This is a genomic window from Teredinibacter haidensis (genome assembly GCF_014211975.1).
In the GTDB taxonomy this organism is placed as follows: Bacteria; Pseudomonadota; Gammaproteobacteria; order Pseudomonadales; family Cellvibrionaceae; genus Teredinibacter; species Teredinibacter haidensis.
The window spans coordinates 758,475-775,375 of the sequence record NZ_CP060084.1; the positions used below are offsets into that span (position 1 = coordinate 758,475).

General features: G+C 47.2%; 12 protein-coding genes and 1 pseudogene. 7 read left to right on the forward strand and 6 right to left on the reverse strand.

What is annotated here, in order from left to right:
* Positions 1-35: 35 nt before the first annotated feature.
* The gene (locus H5715_RS03055; protein WP_075186774.1) at positions 36-1,493 is read right to left on the reverse strand and encodes a hypothetical protein; all 1,458 of its coding nucleotides are present in this window, start codon (positions 1,491-1,493) and stop codon (positions 36-38) included.
* A gap of 425 nt (positions 1,494-1,918) precedes the next feature.
* Between H5715_RS03055 and H5715_RS03060 the strand changes: the two genes are divergently transcribed.
* Entirely contained in the window at positions 1,919-4,573 is a 2,655-nt protein-coding gene (locus H5715_RS03060; RefSeq protein WP_175574295.1) for a cadherin-like beta sandwich domain-containing protein, read from the forward strand.
* 41 nt (positions 4,574-4,614) lie between these two features.
* Here H5715_RS03060 and H5715_RS03065 read toward each other — a convergent pair whose 3' ends face one another.
* Entirely contained in the window at positions 4,615-5,412 is a 798-nt protein-coding gene (locus H5715_RS03065; RefSeq protein WP_075186776.1) for a hypothetical protein, read from the reverse strand.
* Positions 5,409-6,071, reverse strand: coding sequence for a molybdenum cofactor guanylyltransferase (locus H5715_RS03070; RefSeq protein WP_075186777.1), 663 nt, complete (start codon positions 6,069-6,071; stop codon positions 5,409-5,411). Before H5715_RS03070 ends, H5715_RS03065 begins: the two co-directional genes overlap by 4 nt.
* Before the next feature lie 62 nt (positions 6,072-6,133).
* Between H5715_RS03070 and pdxH the strand changes: the two genes are divergently transcribed.
* From pdxH to H5715_RS03090, 4 genes and pseudogenes are all read left to right on the forward strand, one after another.
* Entirely contained in the window at positions 6,134-6,772 is a 639-nt protein-coding gene (pdxH, locus tag H5715_RS03075) for a pyridoxamine 5'-phosphate oxidase (RefSeq protein ID WP_075186778.1), read from the forward strand.
* A gap of 192 nt (positions 6,773-6,964) precedes the next feature.
* Positions 6,965-7,271 (forward strand): annotated as a pseudogene (tnpA, locus tag H5715_RS03080) (IS200/IS605 family transposase); the annotation flags it as partial.
* A gap of 336 nt (positions 7,272-7,607) precedes the next feature.
* Positions 7,608-7,967, forward strand: coding sequence for a diacylglycerol kinase (locus H5715_RS03085; protein ID WP_075186779.1), 360 nt, complete (start codon positions 7,608-7,610; stop codon positions 7,965-7,967).
* A 3-nt stretch (positions 7,968-7,970) separates the two neighbouring features.
* Complete coding sequence (locus tag H5715_RS03090; protein ID WP_175574296.1) at positions 7,971-8,498, forward strand: shikimate kinase; 528 nt, start codon at positions 7,971-7,973, stop codon at positions 8,496-8,498.
* A gap of 749 nt (positions 8,499-9,247) precedes the next feature.
* Here H5715_RS03090 and H5715_RS03095 read toward each other — a convergent pair.
* The gene (locus tag H5715_RS03095; protein ID WP_075186781.1) at positions 9,248-9,718 is read right to left on the reverse strand and encodes an Lrp/AsnC family transcriptional regulator; all 471 of its coding nucleotides are present in this window, start codon (positions 9,716-9,718) and stop codon (positions 9,248-9,250) included.
* Between the two features lie 92 nt (positions 9,719-9,810).
* Here H5715_RS03095 and H5715_RS03100 point away from each other — a divergent pair, with 92 nt between their 5' ends.
* A complete protein-coding gene (locus H5715_RS03100) occupies positions 9,811-10,986 on the forward strand; it encodes an amino acid aminotransferase (RefSeq protein WP_075186782.1) in 1,176 nt (391 codons plus the stop codon).
* A gap of 133 nt (positions 10,987-11,119) precedes the next feature.
* Positions 11,120-12,346 (forward strand): HD-GYP domain-containing protein, encoded by a 1,227-nt coding sequence (locus H5715_RS03105; protein ID WP_075186783.1) that lies wholly within the window; start codon positions 11,120-11,122, stop codon positions 12,344-12,346.
* A gap of 133 nt (positions 12,347-12,479) precedes the next feature.
* Here the strand turns inward: H5715_RS03105 and greB are convergent, their stop codons facing one another.
* Together greB and H5715_RS03115 are read right to left on the reverse strand one after the other, a co-directional pair.
* Entirely contained in the window at positions 12,480-12,953 is a 474-nt protein-coding gene (gene greB / locus H5715_RS03110) for a transcription elongation factor GreB (RefSeq protein WP_221892340.1), read from the reverse strand.
* A gap of 246 nt (positions 12,954-13,199) precedes the next feature.
* Positions 13,200-16,892 carry an AAA family ATPase gene (locus H5715_RS03115; RefSeq protein ID WP_075186785.1) on the reverse strand — a complete coding sequence of 1,231 codons (3,693 nt, stop codon included), beginning with the start codon at positions 16,890-16,892 and terminating at the stop codon, positions 13,200-13,202.
* Between the last annotated feature and the right edge of the window lie 9 nt (positions 16,893-16,901).

Sequence of the window (16,901 nt, forward strand, 5' to 3'; positions counted from 1 at the left end):
TGGTGGTTCTGTTAAATTGCATGGTAAATCTTCTTTTATTGGTCTTGCGTTGTTGTGAACTCAGCCACGGGGTCGTAGTCGTTTTTTATGGTCGTTTTGCGGCGGCGAACCTGGCTTTCGATCCACAGCGGAGCGGCAATTAAGAGATCGTAAAAGCTGATAACCATTCTTCCCAACTGACGCATAATATTGGCGAGTATTCGTAGTAGGGTGGCTAGTACACTTAGCAGAATTTCGAGTAAGCTCCCAATCACGTTGCGGCCCGTTTGTAGTAGGTATTCCAGAGGAATGGCAACCATAGTGAGGGCCAGCGGTAGAATAAAGCCCAGGATCATATTGGCGGCCAGGGGGATCCATTGGCTGATTGTTGGCGTGGTAGCTGCTGCATCTGATTCCACGCCTGCAAGGGATGCACGTAGGCTGGCGAGATCTCCAGCAATCTGGTCGCGCATAAAAGCGAGAGCAGATTCAGTAGAGGCGAGTACCACCAGTACGATGGCCGCGGTGATCATAATGGTGCGGCGGATACGATCATCCATCGAACCGATAAGTGGAAACAGCTTGGTTATACGCAGGCTTTCCAGCAGAAATATACCTGCAGTCACCTCCAGGCAAATAATCACCAGTGCAGCAAGGTTGGCGACCTTTACTCCTCCCACTCTTTCAACCGATCCGACCATTTCCGACATAGGTAAGGCAATAAGGTGAAAGTTGAAAAATGCTCCGCCAACGGCAATAGCAATGACCAGTGAAGCGATTAAAAACTGTGTGATTGCAGAGGCTTTCAGGGCACGCTCGGCCCTGTCGGTGCCTGCAATGATGTCGTTAAAACGAGCCATATGAGTGTCGATATGCTGGCTGCGGGTGATGATTTCTTTCAGTCTGTCTCCAACCTCGTCGACGCTGTAGGCCAGCTTGCGCCAGAAGGGGGTCATGGTTTTAAGGATACGATGGCGTGTGCCGGACTCTTTTCGGTAGGCTGCTAGATTTTCTTTGTGTTGTTGTTCCGCGGAGGAGTGGATCTGCTCAAGAATCTTGCCGCCTACAGCTGTTGCCTTGTCGCCACCTTTCAGCTTGGCAATGGATTCCACGGCCTCCAGCCAATCAGGTTCTGAGACAGGAGCTTCGCGGCTGCATTCGTAGTCGTCTTGTATTTGGGCAACCTGTTCTTGAATGCGGCGTTGTAGTTGTGGATATCCGCCCAGGTCGTGCTGCACAAATTTGTTGATTTCAAAGAATTCCTTTTCTAGGTCGCGCTCTGCTTGTTCGCGTCCCTGACACAAGAGTACATCGCGATTGCGAGCGGCAACAGAAGAGCAGGTTTTCTGCAGTGCTTTTGCCGCTAGTCTAAAGCCGCCGTATAAGCCGTGAAACACGGCATGGAGCGCGCGGTGAGCTGGTTCGCGAGCGAGGTACAAAATAATCGTACCGCCGATCAGTAATACCAGGAATGAGCCCCAACTATTTAAGGCGAGCGGTGTATCTATAGCCATAATGCATTCCACCATCTGTGGTTAAAAATTAAAAATTAAGCCTGGCACACAGCAAAAGTGACCAGTTTGTATTCAATGTATCAATGATGGCTGAGCGACTGTGGACACAGTTCACGCTTTCACGGTGATCAATCCTGCCCAATTATGGCGAAATGTGGCAGCTGTAACTCGTTGATTCGTATAAGAAAATAATTGTCTTCTGGGGAGGAACTTATTAGCCGGGAGAGGTCAAATCGGAACGGTGTAAAGGCAATTGTCGGAGGCGGGCACGGGTTACAAGTCTCTACTTTACTAAAAGAGCGAATACTAGTACCGTGTTGGCCCTGCTTTTGTGGCCTTTACGCCATTAAAAATAACAACGAGTGGAACAAAAACGGGTGTTTTATTTCCTATTCCAAATGCTTACTTTTGGGTTAATTCAACGAATGTTACGTAGTAAATCCTTCTTCTTTATATTCTTCTCCATTATTTCTTTGACCTTATTGCAAGGTTGCGGTGACGATAGCGGCCGAAAAAAAGGTCCTGTGACTGATTACGCAAATTATACGGATTTGCGTTTGTCACAGCTCGGTTTCAGTACTGGCACTTTGGTTCCTGAGTTTGATCCGGATTACACCGGTATATACTCACTAATGCTCGAGAGTGACGTGGCGGGGGTTGATATCACTGCTGCTCCAGCGGACGAAAATGTACAGTTACTGATCGCAAAAAAAGAACTGCAGTTGGATGATAATGGCAATCCGTTACTCGACGAAAATGGTAATAATCTTTATACCTCCGCGGGTGAAGCAAATATTATTGAAGCGGGTGAAGTCGATACCAAAAGTTTACATAACGGCGACAACATAATTGAGTTTCGCCTTTACTCTCCAGAAACTGGAACATTTCTGATATACACCGTGAATGCTCATCGCTTAAATAGCGATGCGAAATTGCTTGGTTTGTTCGTCAGTAATGAGGGTTTTGTTACTTCTGGCGAGGGAACTCGCGTTCTCACCTTAACGCCAACGTTTGATGCAGCTGTTAGAGATTATGCCGCAACGGTTCCTTATAGCGGTTGCATGCTTACCGTGGGAGCCCGCACAAATTCGCGCTATGCCTCGGTAGAGATTAATGGCCATTCTGCTCTCCATATGACTCCTATACCTCTGGATGTAGAGGAAGGGGATAACCTAGTTGAGCTTGTCTCAACGGCAGAAGATAACGAATCTACCGAAACCTACCGCATTACTATTACGCGAACGGAAGCTACCGCAGAGCAACTGGCCGCAGATGCAACACTGGATTCAATGGAGCTTGTTAATGCCGACTTAACCCGTGGTTTCGGCTGCCTGACTGATTTTTATCAAGGGGCTTACAATAACGATGTTACCAGTGTGCTTCTTAACGCGACCCCCTCGGTTACGGGGGCTACCATGCGAGTCGGTACTCCGGAATATGATGACGATGATGTTTATACCGGTATTACTGATGCCGTTACGCTTGCGGCAGGCACTCCTCTGGATATTGCTCTTGCAGCAGAAAGCGAGCTTAACCGCGTAATTGAAGTAACAGCAAGTGATGGCACGACTATTAAGTACTACGGCCTGAGCCTGTCTCGAAGGGATACCAATTGGGTTACGGCAGAAACGGTAGAGGAGCTGCAGACCGCACTGTTAAATGCCGAGCCCAACGACGAAATTTTTGTACTGCCGATAACTCATGAAGGTGTTGCCTCTTTGGAGACTAGCGGCCATGTAGATGCGTATTTCTATAGTGCCCAAAGTGGTACGGCTGATCACCCCATAACGCTTCGTGGAGCCGTGACAGGGGCCTTCCCTGTTTTGACCGGTAGCGATGGGACAAAAGACGTACTTCGTCTCGACGGCAATTACTGGGTTGTTAATAGCCTGGAGATTACTGGTGGTCGTAATGGCGTGGTTTTGGATAGAGCCAGTCACAATACAATTGAAGGCTTGAGTGTTCACCATGTTAATGAGCGTGGGGTACTGCTTCGCAACGGTAGCTCGAATAATACAATTCGCCGCAACCATATCTCCCATACTGGGCTCTCGCCACGGGAAAATGTGGAAGCTTTCGGGGAAGCCATTGTCGTTGGTTCCAGTGCAGATGATTGGAGTGCGGCTCCAAGTGGTACTTTGGACGAGAAGGATTACGAAAACCGAATTCACAACAATCTTATTGGCCCCGGTGTGCTCGCTGAAGCTGTAGATATTAAGGAAGGTACGCAGCAAACAGAGGTGAAGTACAATATCCTCGACGGTAGCAGTACTGGCAGCGAGGAAGAGGGCGCTTTGATTGTTGTTAAAGGCTTGAGTGCTGAGATAAGCCATAACGACGTGATTAATACGTCTGCCAGCCACTTACATCACCTCTTGGTGGTTAAAGATGTAGAACGGGATTGGGTGACCGATAGCTCCGGTAGTGACATCATCGATTTCTACCAGAATATTAGTGATCTCGGTGGCGCAGAAATAGCGCTGGCAAACAGTCTGGGCGAACATACCGTGCGTGTTGCAGATAACTTCCGTAAAGATGCTGTTGACGTGAGTTATACCGGCCAAGGTATCGACGATTCGTTTCAAACCCCCGCATTCCAGCTGCAGGCTGGAACGGAGAATCCGCTTTGCCTCGAAGAGGAGCGCCCATACCCTCTGGTGGAGGAGGTGGATACTACGTTGCGCCCGACATTACCGCTGATCTATATGCGTGCATGTGATACTTCTGTTAGCGCGCAACTCTGGAGATTGGTTCAAGCCGAAGAGGGTTATGTAAGAATAGTTCCTGCAGATGACGATAAGCGAGTGCTGGTACCTGCTTCTCCATCTTTCGTTGGATCACTGTCTATATTTGCAGTAACAATGAATCCCGAGGAAGACTTTACGCGTATTATTAATCCAGAAAACGGATTTTATATGCGCTGGCTGATGCGCCACGACGAAGATGAAGTGATCTTTATCAATAAGGGCGATTGGGGGCGGCGATACGTGCTTTCGGGTAGTGATGATGTTGACGGAACGGTTAAAACTGCTATTAATACAGGAGCCGATTTTCAGCGCTTCCGACTGATTCCTCAATAAGCGAATTTAACGGGAGCTCAGCTCCCGTTTCTATATCAGGGCTATGGTTCTCGCCGGTATAGCCAGTTTCTTTTTACATTGTCACACACTATTAAATCCGCGTTGGCCCGCATACATTGCTGAATGGTTGATGGCAGAGTGCTGTCGTAACGCCGTTTGATGCTGTTGTTGGCTTTTTCATTCTTTAAATGCTCAAACATCATACCGAAGCGCAGCTCAAAACTTTCTCCCTGCTGAATAATCTCTCGATAAGTTGCTGCATAACGCGTAAACGACATGGTTGAGTCACCCAAGCCAATGGATAGCATTTTGTCCAAATAAAGAGGGTATGTAAGACTAAGGTAGTGCAAATCACTTTGGCCTGAAAAACGCGGGTGATCGCGGCTTGCTAGGTTCAGGCTGTTCGATTGGCTGAACACCGTGGTGTTCAGCTCCTGGTTTTGGCGGTTGGTTTGCAATTGATAGTGATTCGTACGACAAATGATCCACTGCTTTTGTAATTTACAGTTATCTAGGGAAGTGCTTTGCTCCTGTTTTATTCGTTGGGACGGCTTGTTAACGGGTTTGATTGGCGCTGTCGCTGATTTTTTGGGGGCGGCTGGCGGAAGAGATAGCCCGGCTTTTCGCGCTGGCGTTTTGAGTAAAAGCCGTTGGATATTCTCGGAGTTTTTGCGGAACTCATTTAATGGTGGCAGCTGAGCACCCTTGCCGCGGGTCTTTAGCTTACAAAGAACCTCTTCTAATGCTGTTTTTGCCTGCTCCTGGCAGCTAAGCGTATTGGAACTTGCGCCAATAGCGGAAATGGCAATTAATGCCAGGAAAAAGCCCTTGGATTTCATTTTGAGCTTAAACCCTTAAAAGTGTTTTTTGCGTTTTGATAGTCTTCGGGCGTATTGATGTTCAAAAACAGGTGCGGTATCAGCTTGCTGGGCGCCTCTACTTCCTGCTCCGTTAAAATAAGAGGTTTAGCCTTGAGTTGTTTGAGCAGGCCCTTTGCCGACCTTTTGCCGCTATCAAAATAGGACTGCAGGGTCGCTAAACTGTTGACAGGCCAAATAGCGGTCAGATAATGATTCCGCTGTTGCCACTGAATATAGTGAACGGTTTCTTGTTCGGCATTTGCCGCTGAGCAAAACTGTTGTACTAGGTCTGTAGGCAGGAAAGGCGTATCTCCCGGCAGGGTTATCAGCCACTGACAGCTTGCGTGGTTTTCTTTTAGCCATATTAGCCCGCTTATCAGTCCCGCGAGGGGCCCTTGCCGTTCGCAGGACTGATCTTTGATAACGGGTAAATTTTGTTGGAGAGCTGATGGAGGCTGGTCGTTATAGCTTAACGCGACCCTACCTGTGCAACCGTGAATGCAAGCCAGAGTGTGTTGAAGGAGGCTGCTTTCGCCCAAGGGCAAAAATATTTTTGCTTGCCCGCCCATACGTCGATTTTCGCCACCGGCCAATATTACAACGCCAGTGTTGTCTGATGTTAAAGTGGTAGGTGCCATAATTGGATTAAAAAGGTAATATCCCTGCCCCGGAAAACGTTAATACTCATCATAACCGAAATATGAAACTAGAAGACATTCGTCGTGAATACCTGGCCGGAGGCCTGAGTCGTGAAAACCTGCTGGCTGATCCGATCGCGCAATTCAATGTGTGGCTAGATCAGGCAATAACGGCGCAAATTCCAGACCCTACGGCTTTTACATTAGCAACAGTTGGCTCCGACGGTAGGCCAAGTCAACGTATTGTGTTATTGAAACAATTGGATGAACAGGGATTTGTTTTTTTTACCAATTACAGCAGTAAAAAAGCCGTTCAGATGGAAGCTAATAGGAACATCTGTATCCACTTTCCTTGGCATGGTATGGAGAGACAAGTGGAGGTGGAGGGTACCGTGGAGCGTATTTCCATAAAGGATTCACTGAAGTACTTCTTATCCCGCCCACGAGACAGCCAAGTGGCTGCTTGGGCTTCACACCAAAGCCATCATATAAGCTCTAGAAAAGCACTGCTGATGCAATTTGAAGCGATGAAAGCAAAGTTTGGTCAGGGCGATATTCCTCTCCCGGATTTTTGGGGCGGCTATCGTGTAACCCCCGCGAGTTTCGAATTTTGGCAGGGCGGAGGTAGCCGTCTGCATGACCGTTTTCAGTATTCCAGAGTGACGAATACTCATTGGGATATAGAAAGGTTAGCACCTTAACTGAGCTCGTTTATCCCGATGCTCGTCTGGAAGTGCGTATAGAAAACTTCTGAATCGAAAATCGCCAAGGCTCGTCGATTGAGGGTATATGACTTTTATATTTCTGCGACCTATTTATTAGTCTCCTAAAAGGTTAAAACCATCGGCTTTAGCTACAATGCTGGAATCGCAAATAAAGCTGGGGAGCAAAATATGAATTATCGATATGGCAGCCATACAGTCTTTAAAATTCAATATCACTTTGTGTTTGTCACTAAATACCGCTATCGGGTTTTGACGGGGGATGTTGGGTTGAAGGCCCGAGAGCTGATTCGACAAACGTGGCAAGCTTTTGAGATTGAGATATTGAAAGGAGTGGTTAGCAAAGATCACATACATCTGCTTGTTTCAGCTCCGCCCAATATGGCCCCGAGCGAAATCATGCGTAGGGTCAAAGCTATTTGAGAGTTTCCCTGATCTTAAGAAAAGATATTGGGGTCGTCATTTTTGGGCAAGAGGATACTTTTGTGTTACTTCTGGGGAGTTAACTGAAGAGATGATTAAAAGTTATTTAGAACACCACTTCGAACCGAAAGTTGAAGACAATTTTCGGGTGGAGGAATAGACGGGTCTTCGACCCGTATCCGGACTTTCAGTCCGTAATGCTAACCCACCAGCTTTAGCTGGTTGTTGAGTTACACTGTCGGCGCTAGAGCTGGTGAGCTATCGATATCTCATGAAATCTCCTTTTGGCTGCTCTAATCAGAGCGCAAGAGCTTGAATACCCCCCCTGTCATTGAACTGTCACGAGCCTGACATAGGCTTGCTTTCGAAATTGTCATAAGGGTCAGTTAGTATGATTAAGAAGAACCGCGGCTTTACCCGCGTCGTCAAGGCTGGTATGTATTCATACAAGGGATTGATTGCGGCATTTAGAAATGAAGCTGCGTTTAGACAGGAGTTGGCGATTGCGGTTATTCTAATTCCCCTCGCTTTTTGGCTGGAAGTAACCAAACTCGAGAGAATTGTCCTTATTGCTATGGTGATTATGGTACTGATTGTTGAATTGTTGAACAGTGGTATTGAATCGGTGGTGGATCGGGTGGGCTACGAACATCACGAGTTGGCGGGGCGGGCTAAGGATATGGGTTCTGCGGCGGTCCTGCTAAGTTTGGGGTTGCTGTTATTTGTATGGATAGGCATTGTCCTTTTTTAGCCAATGGTAAAACGAATAAACCAACAATCAATAGTCCTTATAGGGATGCCTGGTTGCGGCAAAAGCACTTTGGGCGTACTGCTTGCCAAGGCTCTTGCCAAACCTTTTGTGGATACTGACTTGCTGATTCAGGAGCAGATGGGGGCCACCCTTCAAGATTTTCTGGATGTTCACGGCCATATGGCGCTTAGGCAGCAGGAAGAGCGCGTAGTGCTTATCTCGGACCTTGAGAACAAGGTTGTTGCGACGGGAGGCAGTGTTGTATACAGCTCCGCTGCCATGGCGAAGCTAAAGCGGTGCGGTGTTTGTGTTTTTCTTGATGTGCCGCCTGAAGAACTTTACAGACGAGTTGCTAATTTCTCTTCTCGAGGCATTGCCAGTGCGCCAAATACCACTCTCGAAATGCTCTATCGGGAGCGTTTACCGTTCTATCGACAGTATGGAGACTACTGCCTCAGAGTTAACGGCCAAACTCCCAAGCAAATGATCGAGCAGTTGCTCGAGCTTTTGAGCGTCAATTCTCCCCTCTAAATTTAAATACCGATACTCAATATTCCTTTTTAAATAAGGGGGGAGCAGGGTATCTGTATCGAGTATGTCGCTCAAATTTCAATTTCGCGCAACAAAACAGCTTCCAGAATAAAAAATATTTTATTTTTCGGGAATTCATTAAAAAATATGAAGTCCTATGAAGTGTATTTGTTGGAATACTGCGCCATATTTACAGGCGGAGCCGGAAATGCCGTGAAAAACCAAAAACTAATACTTTAAGATTAGCTAAATGAATGATATTCACCATTCTTATTACGTTTTTGTCCTTCATATTTAATGCGTATGTGCTATATTTTGAAACAAGTAGGTTGATTGCTCTTCTCTACAAACGCAGTTTTTATGTTTGTTGTGTTGTTTGTTTTTACGTTTGTTTTTTTTAATTGTGTAATTGTTATTCGCTTAATTTGATGTGTTTTATGTGTAACTAGTCCCAGCCCGCCTTCGTGCGGGCTTTTTTTTGCCTACAGGAAGTAGGTATGCCGTGCAGGCCAAGGAAGGCCGAGAACGCTGGCCTACAGGAAGTAGGTATGCCGTGTAGGCCATGGGAGGCCGAGAACGCTGGCCTACAGGAAGTAGGTATGCCGTGTAGGCCATGGGAGGCAGAGAACGGTGACTTACAGGATGCAGACCGAAAACTGCTCCTTGTATTTTCTGTGTTTCAGCCATCGTTGGTGGTCGTATGCTTTAGGGAATGCATCATCAGAGCGGGGAGCGACTAAACCCCCTTTTTACGGTAACGGTAAGGCCGTTGTATATTTAACCTGTTTCAACGCGAAAACCGAATTTACCGAAGCAACATTGGGCAGGTGGACCAGTTTACTTTTCAATAGCTGCTCATAGTGGTCTACGCTTGCAACAATGACTTTCAGTAGATAGTCCTTATCGCCGGTAATGGAGTAACATTCGACAATTTCTTGGATGGTTTGTACCGAGCTCTCGAAAGCGAGCAGCGATTCTTCATCGTGGCTTTTTATCGTGATGTAAGCATGTACAGCGACGCCTAAATTGAGTTTTTCCGCATCCAGCAGCGTCACTCGGCGCTTAATATAACCGGCTTCCTCCAAACGCTTAACCCTGCGCCAACAGGGAGTATGGGAAAGACCGATGGCATCTCCCAGCTCTGCCATTGAAACTTCAGCGTTGGCTTGCAGGCATTTCAAAATTTTTATATCGTAATTATCCAGTTCAGTAGTGGTCATAACGGGCCCAAAGCTAGCAAGTTATAGGGTAGAATCGCGATTTCGCACGACTTTACACTGTGTTCCTTTCCCTCTCAAATGTAATAGCAAGCATGTTCAATAATTTATCGACTTTACCACCGGACCCGATTCTTGGGTTGATTGCCCAGTTTAATAACGATTTACGCGACAGGAAGATAGACCTCGGCGTCGGAGTGTACCGAGATAGTAAAGGTGAAACCCCTATATTGGAAAGCGTGAAGTTGGCTGAAAAGCGCATTCTCGAAAGCGAGCGCTCCAAAGCGTATGTGGGGCCGCTGGGTAATGCAGAATTTAACCGCGCAATGGCAGTGTTGGCTTTAGGTAAACACCACCCTCAGTTGGAATCTCTGGCTTTGGTGCAAACCCCTGGGGGTTGCGGTGCGTTGCGTGTCGCCGCGGAGCTGATAAAACGAGCAGATGCTAACGCCTGTATCTGGGTTAGTGATCCGACCTGGGGTAACCATGTGCCATTATTGGCTGGTGCGGGGGTTACCATCAAAACTTATCCCTACTATGACTTCAAAAATCACAGTATTTGTTTTGACTCCATGATGGATGCTTTGCAACAGGTCCCCGCGGGGGATTTAGTTCTTTTACATGGTTGCTGCCACAATCCGACGGGTGCCGATCTCTCTCCGGCTCAATGGCAAGCGATTACCAACTTGTCTGCGGAGAACGGTTTTGTACCCTTTATCGATTCTGCGTATCAGGGGTTTGGTAACGGTATCGCCGCCGATGCTTATGGTATCCGCTTAATGTGTGAGCAATTACCTGAAGTGGTACTTGCGCTGTCCTGCTCAAAGAATTTTGGTTTATATCGAGAGCGCGTGGGTGCGGTAGGCGTACTCGGTAAAGGCAAGGCGACCGTCAGTTCTCATATTGCCAGTATTGTGCGGGGCATCTATTCCATGCCTCCATCGCATGGTGCAACAGTGGTTTCTGAGATATTGACGGATGAAGCCTTGCGTCGGGCGTGGGTCAGCGAAGTGGACCAGATGCGCGGAAGAATTGACTCTATGCGTAAAAAACTCGTTGAGGAGGTTAATGCCTTAGGTGCCGCGGGCCGATTCGATCATATTGCACAGCAGCAGGGAATGTTTTCGTTTCTCGGGATTAATAAAGGGCAGGTCGCCCGTATGGCCGAAGATCACGGGATCTATATGGTTGATACCAGCCGCATCAGTTTGGCCGGATTGAACGAATCGAACATGCAGACATTTTGTTCTGCGCTGATGAATGTGATCTAGGCGTCAAAGTTTCGATAAAGTCCATCGGGGCGAAGAAAAGCCTTCTATACTGGCGCAAAGTATCGCCTCAATTTTGTAATCGAGGCGAACCCAGTTGAAGAAGATTTTTTTCTGAGTGAGTTGGTTAGTTTTCATGCCAAATAATATCAAAATGCATGTGGGTGAATTAAGGGTTGGTATGTATGTGTCCAAGCTAGATAAAGACTGGCTGGACACGCCTTTTATCATGCAGGGATTCTCTATCGAAGAGCAGGACGATATCGATATCGTTTCCGAGTATTGCGAATATGTGTGGGTGGATGTCGACCATTCACGGAAACTAAGTGTTCATAGCTCTGGTACTGGCTCGGCGTCCCAAGCACGCGCTTCAGTCAATGCCTTCGCGCCAGAAGTATCCATTCAAGAAGAGCATCGTAAAGCCTATAGAACCTTCCGGAATGCGCGTTCCCTGACGAAAACTATGCTGGACGATATTCGTCTGGGTGGTGCCTTGGATGGCTCCAAAGCGCGGGAAATGGTAAACGATTGTGTGCAATCGGTCATTCGTCACCCGGACGCGTTGCTGTGGATGGCAAAGATTCGCGATGAACGTGCGTACACTGCAGAGCACTGTTTGAACGTCTGTATTCTTGCTATCGCCTTTGGTCGACAATTGAGCTTGGATGAGAGCGGGTTGCATGACCTGGGTATGTGTGGGTTGCTGCACGATGTGGGGAAAATGCGTGTACCGGAGGAAATAGTCGATAAGCCTGCGAGCCTTACGCCGAAAGAAATGCGTCTAATGAAAGCGCATACTGTCCATGGTCGAAATTTATTACTGGCCAGTTCCAATATTTTTAATGGTGCTATCGACGTCGCTTACAGCCATCACGAACGTATTGATGGAGTAGGGTACCCACGTAAGCTGCCTGGCCACGGTATTTCACGATATTCCCGTATTATTTCTATTGTCGATGCTTATGATGCTATGACGGCAGACCGCTGTTATTCGCGGGCTCGAACCTCCACAGAAGCTCTAAAGATAATATACGAAGAAAGAGGCAAGCAGTTCGATGAGGCGCTGGCGGTAAAGTTTATTGAAACCATTGGACTTTATCCTGCGGGTAGTATTGTTGAACTCTACAGTGGTGATGTGGGTATTGTCTTGGAATCCAACCAAAAATATCGTCATCTCCCCCGTGTTATTTTACTGCTGGATGAAAATAAAAAAGCACGGGAGAAAGAACTGATTAAAGATCTTGTTTACATCGAGAGTGGTGAAATACCCCGTAAATACCTGGTGAAACAGGTTTGGCGCGATGGCAGTTTTGACATACGCTTACGCGAATACCAGAAGAAGGGGCTGGTGTTAAAGCACTAAAGCGAACCAGCAAAACGGTCGACAAGCTGAATAATTTTCCGCAACCGCACTAGGCGCCAGTTCGTGTCCAAGCTACTACATTTAAGATAGAAGTAGTGGCCATTAAAAATAGTACATGTACTAGCGAGCCAGATTATTTTTCATACTCTATTGCATTGATATACCAAATCATCGCTCCAGCCTCAGTTTTCACTTCAGCCTCATCGTCCACCTCTTTTTTTAACAGAGCTCGGGCCATGGGCGAGTCGATGGAGATATAGTCTTTACGGTTGAATATTTCGTCATAGCCTGTAATCCGGAATTTAAGGCGGTCACCCTGCTCGCTCTCGACTTCTACCCACGCACCAAAAAACACCTTTCCTTCTTGTTCGGGGTGATATTCAACTATTTTAAGGTGCTCCAGACATTTACGTAGGTAGCGAACACGGCGGTCCACCTCTCGGAGTCGCTTCTTGTTGTATTGATAGTCGGCGTTTTCACTGCGATCGCCTAAGCTTGCAGCCCAAGAGACTTTCTTCGTAACTTCTGGGCGCTCAATACGCCATAGCTCATCGAGTTCCTTTTCAAGGTCGTTGTAGCCTTGTTTGGTAATTAATGGCGTTTTCAAATCTTGTCTCTCGTTCTTAGTCTTTTCGTCAATTGAGTGATGTGGGATAAGTGATACCCCAACAATTTAGTTACTTTAGTTTTCATCACCGTGCCAAGCAAGGCGGGTAGGGGCTGCAAGTGCCAAATAATTCAGAAATAGAAAATTTATGGGGCTGTACCTGTATCGATCGATTATTACTTACTTGGTGGAGTAAGGAGCCTCGTGAATATTTTGCTCTTTAAATATGGGTGAATAAAGGCTGCTTTATCCGCCTTTTATCAAGCGGCACCCAGGCCCGATAATGTGACTTCTTCCTCCACTACTTGGGGCCACTTGTATTTGTGTGCCGATTCTTTCTTTTAAAGCTGAAACATGTGAAATAACGCCGATCAGCTTCCCTTCCTGTTGTAGGCTCGAGAGTGTTTCAAGGGCCGTGTCCAGCGCTTCTTCATCTAAAGTACCAAAGCCTTCATCAAGAAAGAGAGAGTCGACTCGAACATTCTTGCTTGCCATATTTGAGAGCCCCAAGGCTAGGGACAGGCTGACAATAAAACTCTCGCCTCCGGAAAGATTTTTGGTGGAGCGAATCTCGCCAGCCTGATAGTTGTCGATCACATTAAGTTCAAGCGGTTGGTTTTCATCTCGAACTAAGAGGTATCGGTCGGTCATTTTTTGCAATTGCCGATTAGCATGGCTGATCATTATTTCAAAGGTCATCCCCTGGGCAAAATTCCGATATTTTTTCCCGTCTGATGAACCGATAAGCTCGTGGAGAAGATCCCATCTTTCGCATTCTCTCTTCTGTAAATTGATGGCCTTGAAGCGAACTCTCTGCTCTTGTTTTAGGCTGTCGTTGTCCGTAAGTTTTCGCTGAATACCGCCTATTTCTTGCTGGAGCTCTCGCAGATTTTCCATCGAGTCAGCCAGTGCTTTTTTGAGATCGTCCAGTGATTCATCCGTAATGTTCTTCCCGCTTTCCGTTGCCAATAAACTTCTCTTTTCTCGCTCTCTTGAGCCAATCTCTGCCTTCTCGTCCGAAAGTGCTTGTGATTGTAGTGTCAAATGTTTGCGTTCGTGTTCTTCGAGGTAAGCCGATTGATAGCGTTCTTCATCGCTAAAACCGGCGGTGTTTAAACGCCCGCGAAAGCAGGTCTCCGTATGCGTTAACACGATCTCCCTAGCATCGATCGCCTTACCCCATTCGCTGATCTTTGTTGTTAGTTGAGAGAGATTTTGGCTCGCCGTTGATAAAGCTCTGCGGGCACTGTCCACTTCGTTCTCCGAAGCTTCTATGCACGAGGAAAGGCGAGTTTCTTCTTGGTTTGTATCCTTGTTTCCAAATATCTGTAGCCGTTCCAGGGAAAAGGACTCTCTTTCCCGCTGCAATTCAGCAAGGTTTTTTCGATAGCTATTAAGGCTTTCTTCGGTTTGAATAAGCGCGTTTTCTCTATGGTGAATTTGTATTTCAAGTGCGGATATTACTTTTTCAAACAGGGCTCTTTCTTTACTTCTTTCCTGCCACTGGTCTCGACGCAGGGTCAGTTGCGCCATCGTTGCGTCGATGTGTTCTATCAATAGCACTTCCATCCCGAAACGCTGTATTTTTTGCTGTAATTCTTCGTGTAGCTCTTCCTGTTGCTGGAGACTGTTGCCAGTTTCTTTTCTCAGCCGTTCGAGTTCTTGTACGGCTGAATCCTTTGTGTGGGTGGCAGCCTGAGCTTCGCGTTCGCTATTGGCGACGACATCTCTGGCATTGGTAAAGGATTCACGTAGTGCGTGCAACTCTTTTTCAATTAACTCTGCCGCTTGTATGGTGTGGGTGGTGAGAGAGAGTTGGGCCTTGTTTTTCTCCAGAAGAAGTTTAAGTGCTTCCTTCCGGTTGAGGTCTGCGGGAAAAGCTTCTGGTGCGAAAGGTAACTCTGCACAATTTCGGTGAATTATCTGGCTGGCATTGTCAATTTCCCGAAGGCACTCCTGTTGCGATGCGGCAATTTGCTCAAGATCTTTTTCCTGCTGAGCCAAGGTTACGTTGAACTCGGTAAGTTGGTGCTGTAACGTTTTTAGTTCAGCCCGTACGGCGCTTAGTTGCTGCTGGGTATCGTCAGGCTTGGGAACATTCCCTTCGGCATAGGGGTGGGATTCTGCACCGCATAGGGGGCAGGGATCACCGTCGTTGAGCTGGTGGCGGGCAGCTTCCAGGTCATCGATTTTCTTGAGTAATACTAGCTGGGTTTCCAGGTGTTTCAGCTCTGTTTCCAATGTTGCTTGCTTGTGGGTTTGAGATATCAGCGTCGCTTTTATCTGATCCTGCATGCTTTGGAGTGAGTCTTTACGTTGCTCGAGAGTTTCATTCCTCTGCTCAGCATTTGCGTGCGCCTGAATAGCGTCTTGCGCTTTAGCAATAAGATCATTTTGCGCAATTAGTGACGTTTGTTGTTCTCGCCAATGGGCTGAGTCTTTCCGTTCAAGGGTATCGAGTAACTCATTTTTTTTCTCTTCCCCTTGCTTTTTGATCGTGTCCAGATCTGTTTGTGCTTTTCCTAGTTGAGCATTCCGGTTTTCGCAGGCTTTAATATTGGTCTGACACCGAGTCTCCGCTTGTTCAGCCTCTTGAGATTTTCTGGAGAGCTGATCCCTATTGGCTTTTAAGGTTTCAAACCGGCTATGTAAAGCTGCAAGTTGTTCAACTAGTACGCTATCCTCTTTGGAAGCTTCCAGTAGCGACTTTAGTTCTTCTGTTGCACCTTGTTTATTGATTAATTCATTGGTGTCGATTGTCTGCTGCGTTTTCAGTGCATTAAGCGACTTTGACAATTCTGCGATGGAGTCGTTTGCTGTTTTCATTGGCGAGCTTTTCTCGGCAATTTTTAAATCCAGCTCGCGAACCTTACGTATGACCGGCAGCGCTTGCTGCTGTTCCGCCTTCCTTGCTTCTAGGTGTTCCGTTGTTGTTGCCATTGTTTCTTCCGCTTGCTTTGCGATATCGGCGCAAGTGGGAAGGGCATTCTGGCAGGTGCGCAGTGAGCTTCTGTCAACATCTTGTTCCTTGCGAACAGCGGTTAACGCTGCATAATCGGCCGCAAGTTCGAGCGCCATGTTGGCGAGCCGCAGGCGTTCTTTCTCTGGCGCAAAAGCGTGCAACCGGATCTGTAATTCGTCCTTTGCCAGATCGAGCTGTTTTATTTCTGATTCAAGCTGAACCATACTTTTCAACCAAGTAATGGCCGTATTTTTTTGATTAATCGAATTGCCAAGCTGTGTGTCCTGTTGTGCTTTTTGATCCAGGCTCTCGCTAAGTTGATGTTCCTCTTCCGGTGTTAGGAGCTGTATTCCGGCCAGTTCTGCCTGTAGTGTCTCCAAGTTTTTGCGCTCTAGCGCGCGGCGTTCATGAACGTGAATGGATATTTGGCTGTAAATCTCTGTACCGGTTATTTGTTCCAGAATTGGCGCTCGGTCATCAGATGTAGCCTGCAGAAATGCAGAAAACCCGCCCTGGGCCAGTAACATGGACCGGGTGAAACGGTCGAAATCCATACCAGTAGCAGCCTCGATCCGATCGGCTACGCCCTTAATCTTGGCTTCAAAAATTTCGCCAGAATCGGCGTTTGCTATCTCATGCTTAGGGCTCTGCAAATCACCTTCTGGCTTTCTACGCGCTCGGTGCTGACTCCAGTGGCAACGAAAATGCCCGGCCTGGGTTTCAAAAGTGACTTCAGCAAAGCACTCACCGGTTTGGCGGGACATGATCTCGTTCGTGCTTTTGGTAACTTTGGCGAGACGAGGGGTGCGGCCATAGAGCGCGAGGCAAATAGCATCGAGAAGGGTTGTTTTTCCCGCACCTGTAGGGCCTGTAATAGCAAAAATACCATCGGAGGCAAACGCCGGGTGAGAAAGGTCGATCTCCCATTCTCCCAGCAATGAGTTTAAGTTTTTGAATCGTACCTGCAATATTCTCATCGAAAGTCT